This is a genomic window from Pseudomonas defluvii, from assembly GCF_001695625.1.
In the GTDB taxonomy this organism is placed as follows: Bacteria; Pseudomonadota; Gammaproteobacteria; order Pseudomonadales; family Pseudomonadaceae; genus Aquipseudomonas; species Aquipseudomonas defluvii.
This window is the reverse complement of record NZ_MBPN01000182.1, coordinates 1-5,389: the sequence shown is the minus strand read 5'-3', so window position 1 is coordinate 5,389 and position 5,389 is coordinate 1. Positions and strand designations below refer to the sequence as shown.

At 62.0% G+C, this 5,389-nt stretch carries 5 protein-coding genes; 3 read left to right on the top strand and 2 right to left on the bottom strand.

The features are described from left to right. A partial coding sequence (locus EKA13_RS25720) for a LysR family transcriptional regulator (RefSeq protein WP_141685679.1) occupies window positions 1–514 on the bottom strand: 514 nt, incomplete at its 3' end. A gap of 113 nt (window positions 515–627) precedes the next feature. On the opposite strand from EKA13_RS25720, the gene EKA13_RS25715 reads away from it, so the two are divergent. From EKA13_RS25715 to EKA13_RS25705, 3 genes are all read left to right on the top strand, one after another. After that, window positions 628–1,821, top strand: coding sequence for an MFS transporter (locus EKA13_RS25715; protein WP_065761889.1), 1,194 nt, complete (start codon window positions 628–630; stop codon window positions 1,819–1,821). Window positions 1,822–1,923: 102 nt separating this feature from the next. Then, window positions 1,924–2,310: a hypothetical protein gene (locus EKA13_RS25710; RefSeq protein WP_065761888.1), complete on the top strand. Its 387-nt coding sequence runs from the start codon at window positions 1,924–1,926 to the stop codon at window positions 2,308–2,310. 232 nt (window positions 2,311–2,542) lie between these two features. Further along, complete coding sequence (locus tag EKA13_RS25705; RefSeq protein WP_065761887.1) at window positions 2,543–4,693, top strand: TonB-dependent siderophore receptor; 2,151 nt, start codon at window positions 2,543–2,545, stop codon at window positions 4,691–4,693. 64 nt (window positions 4,694–4,757) lie between these two features. On the opposite strand, the gene EKA13_RS25700 is transcribed toward EKA13_RS25705, so the two are convergent. Next, window positions 4,758–5,273 carry a DUF6630 family protein gene (locus tag EKA13_RS25700; protein ID WP_065761886.1) on the bottom strand — a complete coding sequence of 172 codons (516 nt, stop codon included), beginning with the start codon at window positions 5,271–5,273 and terminating at the stop codon, window positions 4,758–4,760. Window positions 5,274–5,389 lie beyond the last annotated feature (116 nt).

Genomic DNA, 5,389 nt, shown 5'->3' with positions numbered 1-5,389 from the left:
GCAACAACGCCACCAGTTCTTCCCTGGCCAGCAGCCGCGACGCCACCCCCTCGATCGGTTCACCAGGCCAGACACCGATAAAGGCAACATCCAGGCGCCGCTCCCGCACATCCGCCATCAACACCTCGCTCTTGTTGATCAGCCAGCGAATATCAACCTGCGGGTACTCATGATGGAAACCTGCCAACAGGTCGACCAGATCCAGCTCTGTCAGAGAGCTGATCTCGCCTATGGACAAGCGCCCACGCACTTCTCCACAGGCGGCGGCGACATCATCACCAATCCGCCGGGCGGCCTCCAGCGCAGCCTGGCCGCTGACCACAAAGGCTTCGCCGGCGGGCGTCAGGCTCACCCGTCGCGAGCTTCGCTCAAACAGTCGCGCCCCCAAGGTCTCTTCAAGCCGGGCAATCTGGTGGCTCAATGCCGACTGCACGACATGGCAACGCTGCGCAGCCAGGGTGAAACTGCCGGTATCGGCAACAGCCAACGCGTACTCGATCTGCTTGAGGTTCATACATTCATCTGTTTTATAGATTGATCGAATGAAAACGATACATTGGCGTCATATTAAGGCGCTGTCGATACTAGGCACCAGCACGCACCAACCACCGATACAGGGAACGTCCGATGACCGCAGCCACGCCACCGCTGAGCCGCGCACTGATTCTGCTGATGGCCATTGCCACGGGCCTCGCCGTCGCCAGCAACTACTATGCACAACCACTGCTGCACAGCATTGCCCAGCAGTTCAACCTCAGCACCGCAAGCGCGGGCAGCATCGTCGTTACGGCCCAACTGAGCTACGGCGTCGGGCTGCTGCTGTTGGTGCCACTCGGTGACCTGTTCGAACAGCGACGCCTGATTGTCACCATGATGAGCATCAGCACCCTCGGCCTGCTGATCAGCGCCTTATCTGCGAGCCTGCCCTGGTTGCTGCTGGGCACCGCGTTGACCGGCCTGTTCTCGGTGGTGGCTCAGGTGCTGGTACCCATGGCCGCCGGCCTGAGTGATCCGGGGCAACGCGGCCGGGTGGTGGGCACACTGATGAGCGGCTTGTTGCTGGGCATCCTGCTGGCGCGCACCGCAGCCGGTTTCATGGCAACCCTGGGGGACTGGCGCAGTATTTACCTGCTGGCAGCCGGGCTGATGACCCTGTGCACCCTTGCCCTGCTGCGCGCCCTGCCATCGCGCCATCAACCTGCAGGCATGCGCTATCCCGCCTTGATCGGCTCGGTGTTCCGCCTGTTCGCCGAAGAACCGGTGTTGCGCCTGCGCTCACTGCTCGGCCTGCTGGCCTTCAGCCTGTTCGCGCTGTTCTGGACACCGCTGGCCTTCCTGCTGTCTGCCGAGCCTTATCACTACACCGACGCGATCATCGGCCTGTTCGGCCTGGCCGGTGCCGCCGGCGCCCTGGCTGCCAACTGGGCCGGACGCCTTGCCGACCGAGGCAAGGGCTCAATGGGCACCCTGGTCGGCCTGCTGGCATTGCTGCTGGCCTGGTTGCCGCTGGCCTTCGCCCAATCGTCACTGGCTGCATTGCTGGTTGGCGTGCTGGTTCTGGATCTGGCAGTACAACTGGTACACGTGAGCAACCAGAATGCGGTGATCGCCCTGCGCCCGGAGGCGCGTAATCGGCTGAACGCAGGCTACATCACCTGCTACTTCATCGGCGGCGCACTGGGTTCATTGCTCGGTACACAACTGTTCCAGGCTTATGGCTGGGACGGTATCGCGCTGGCCGGAACGATCATCGGCGGCCTGGCGCTAGTGGTATGGCTACTGGCGCAGTACCAGCGCACTCGCCTGACCAGTGCCGCCTGAAGCCCAGAGCACGACCCTCCGTCGCCTGCTGATTGACTTGTCATAGCGCAAAGGGCTGAGTAGGGCGTTGGTCAACAGCCCCTTTACTCACTGGGAAGCACTATGACAAGACTCACGGTTCAAGCCGGCGATTTCTTGCAAGGTGAGGGCGAGTACCGCAATGGATCGCTCACACTCAAGACCTGCAAAAACCCCATGCCCGGAGAAAAAATCACCCTGTCACGCATCAGGGACATGAAAATCGCCAATCAGGAGTTTAATCGCAGCCTGAGCAGCGCCCTTGGCTGGGGCGTGGCCGGCGCACTGATGGCAGGCCCTCTTGGCTTGATCGCCGGCCTCTGGCTGGGCGGCAAGGAGGAAGAGGTGACCTTCGTGGCCACGCTCAAGGACGGGCGCAAACTGATGGCTGTCACCGACGGCAAGACCTGGTCAAAGCTTGACGGCCAGTGGCGTAAACACAAGCCATCGTCGCCGCCGTCAGAGCACTAGAGCCCTCCCCCTCCTTACAACTCACTGAATTTTCGGTGAACTCAGGGGCGCCTTGTCCATGGCGCCCCTGCTAAGATAGCGGCCGTTTTTCGCCCCCGCAGCTGTCCGGCGCAATGCCGGTAGTTATCGCGTTCTAGCGCACTTAATGTTTCGCCGCACCGGGCCTCCAGCACTTGGGTAGCAGCCGAGCTATAACGGCGCACCCGCTGCAGGCCCTCAAGGAGCTTTTCGCATGACCCTGCACCGCCTGCCCCTCGGCCTGCTGAGCTTCAGCCTGGCCTTGAGCTCATCGCACACCATGGCCGAAAACGGCATCACACTGGCACCGTTGACAGTCTCTGAGCAACTGGACGAGGGCTACCAGGCCCACGAAGCGACCGTCGGTGGCTTCCAGCCCGCCCCACTGCTCGATACGCCCGCCTCGGTCTCGGTGTTTACCGAGTCGCTGATTGCCGACCGCCAGGTGCGTCTGCTCAGCGAAGTGCTGCAAAGCGATGCCTCTGTCGGCGAAAACTATGCGCCCGTGGGCTACTACGAGAACTTCATGGTGCGCGGCTTCAGCCTGGATGCGGCCAGCAGCTACAAGATCAACGGCCAGACCATCGCCGGGGAACAGAACGTAGCACTGGAAAACAAACAGCAGGTGGAACTGCTCAAGGGGCTCTCAGGCTTGCAGAGCGGCGTATCCGCGCCGGGCGGAGTGATCAACTACGTCACCAAACGCCCTGAGGACGTTCGCTCACTGACCCTGTCAGGCGATGATCAGGGTGAGCGCTACATGGCCGCCGACCTGGGCGGCTGGTTCGGCAGCGAACGGCAATTCGGCCTGCGGGCCAACCTGGCACATGAAGACATTCGCTCGTATGTCGAACACGCCGACGGGCAACGGGATTTCGCGTCGCTGGCGTTCGACTGGCAGCTCAACCCCGACGCCCTGTTGCAGTTGGACGTCGAGTATCAGCAGCGCGAGCAGCGTTCGGCGCCTGGCTATCAACTGCTGGGCGGCAACAGCCTGCCGCACAGTGTCGACCCCGAGGATCACCTGGCCTACCAACGTTGGGCCAAGCCCGTGACGATTGACTCGCTGAACCTGGGTGGGCGCTTCGAGTACCGCTTCAGCGATACCTGGACCGGCAGCCTCAGCGCCTCGCGCAGCAAGGTGGTGATCGACGATTACAGCTCGTTTGCCTTTGGGTGCTGGGCTGCCACCTGCAACAACCCTCCGCCAGGCAACTTCTTCAGCCCCAGCGGCGACTACGACATCTACGACTACCGCAGCCCCGATGATACCCGACGCATCGACGAAGCCCAGATTACGCTCAATGGCCGTTTTACCGCTGCCAGCCTGGAGCATGACCTGACGGTCGGCAGCAGTGCGCAGCGGCGAACACTGGATCAACGCAGTCTTTTCAATGAATGGGTCGGCACAGGCAACATCAACCAGGACCCATCAGCCGCAGAACCCTCTGCCCTGCCTCTGGGCGACAGCACCCGCCGCCTCGACAGCCGCCAGTACGGCCTGTTCATCAGTGACCGCATCAGCTTCAACGAACAGTGGCAGACCGTGCTGGGCGCGCGCGAGGTACGCCTGGATGAGCACGCCTTCGATGAAGACGGCAATTCAACACGCACCACTCAGCGCTACGAACTGCTGCCCAATGCCGCGTTGATCTACAAACCGCGCCAGGACATTTCGATCTACACCAGCTACAGCAAAGGGTTGTCGTCGGGCGGCACCGCACCATGGTTTGCCAGCAACGCATCAGAAACCCTGGCCCCCACCCTGTCACGCCAACTGGAAGTCGGCATCAAGCGCGACTGGCAACGCCTGAGCCTCAGCGCAGCGCTGTTTCAGTTGCGCCAGGCGTACCAGTACATGCGCCCGGATGGCGCCGGGGCGTTCACCTATGTGCAGCAGGGCCAACAGAAGAACACCGGCCTGGAACTGGGCGCGAGCGGCTGGGTAACGTCAAACCTGCAGATCAATGCCAGTGCTGCGGCGATTCGCGCCCGGGTCGAGGGTAGCGACACCGCCGATTACGAAGGTCACCAGGCCCTCAACGTACCGAACTTCCGCGCCGCCCTGCAGGCCGACTACAGCCTGCCCGGCCTACCCGGCCTGGCGCTGCTCGGCGGTGCCCGCTACAGCGCCAGCAAATACGCCAACCATGCCGGCAGCGTGGCCGTCGGCAGTTATGCCGTGTTTGATCTTGGCAGCCGCTACCGCACCCGCATCGGCGGATACGACACGGTACTGCGCCTGACGGTGGACAACCTGTTCGACCGCCGTTACTGGCGTGACGCCAGCGAATACCTGGGGGATGGCTACTTGTTCCCCGGTGCGCCACGCACAGCCAGGGTATCGGCGTCGGTCAGCTTCTAAGGTAGACACGGCAGCGGTCGACAGCCGCCATCACGCCCGTGAAGGGCGATGGCGGTCGCTGGCATTAAAACGACTCGCTGCCTTCGCGAATCTCGACACCCAGGACCTCGGAAACGGTCGCCATCACAGGCGCCGCGTCCGGGCGACTGATCCAGCCGCCATACGCATCACCCTCGGTGTCCCAGTTCCACAGCACCAGGCCTTGCGCGGCCAGTTCGGCGTGAGCGCGGAGCATCAGTTCAGGCACCTCGACTTCGTCGAGAAACTCTTCGGCCAGCGGGTCTTCAACGCCGAAGCTCAGCGTCACACTGCGGCTTTCGGCAAGTTCGCCCAGGCATTCGACGAAGGACTCCGTGTCACTCCAGTCGACGTAAAAACCGGTTTCCCAGTCGATGATGTCCTTGATGATCCACAACAGCCGGGATGGGTCGCCCTCAGCCTCTTCGACGTCGTCGCCATCCAGCTCGGTTTCGCGCAACATTTGCAGATGGCGATCGCGCAGCTCGTCCGAAGCGCTGATGGCAATGATCAATTGCTCAGCCGCTTTCACCTGCGACGCGTTGAAATATTCACTGATCATATGAAACGCCTTACTCCCTGATTCCATGGCATAAACAAAAAAGCCCCGAACTACTGGAGTTCGGGGCTTTCATTTGTCTGGCGGTGAAGAAGGGATTCGAACCCTTGATACAGTTT